Origin of the sequence: Pseudoalteromonas sp. MMG013, assembly GCF_018100885.1 — a bacterium.
GTDB lineage: Bacteria > Pseudomonadota > Gammaproteobacteria > Enterobacterales > Alteromonadaceae > Pseudoalteromonas > Pseudoalteromonas aurantia.
Map to the genome: position 1 here is coordinate 1 of NZ_JAGJEE010000141.1, position 321 is coordinate 321.

Consider the following 321-nt stretch of genomic DNA (forward strand, 5'->3'; position numbering starts at 1 on the left):
ATGGCTTCCTGTATACTCTTTTAGTGCAGCCAGACTCATCGATGATGGATTTATTACATTACTATAATCCCCTTGTGCGTCAGCAGTATGGATGAGGCGTCCAACTGCATCATATTTCCAACGCTGTGCTTGCTCTGACTTGAAATCAACGTATGCAATATCAGTATTATTTGTTGCTGTTTTTTGCGTACTAATCGTGTTACCTAATGCGTCATAAGTCGTTTTTGAAGCAACATGTTGGCGGCTATTTAACGCAAAGCTCTCGCTCACATTCGTCACCGTCACATTGGTTTGCACTTGGTACGTCACGCGACCCATGTC

Annotated in this window: 1 protein-coding gene; it reads right to left on the bottom strand. The window is 43.3% G+C overall.

Annotated features, from left to right (window positions below):
- A partial coding sequence (locus J8L98_RS24715) for a hypothetical protein (RefSeq protein WP_210998700.1) occupies nt 1–321 on the bottom strand: 321 nt, incomplete at both ends.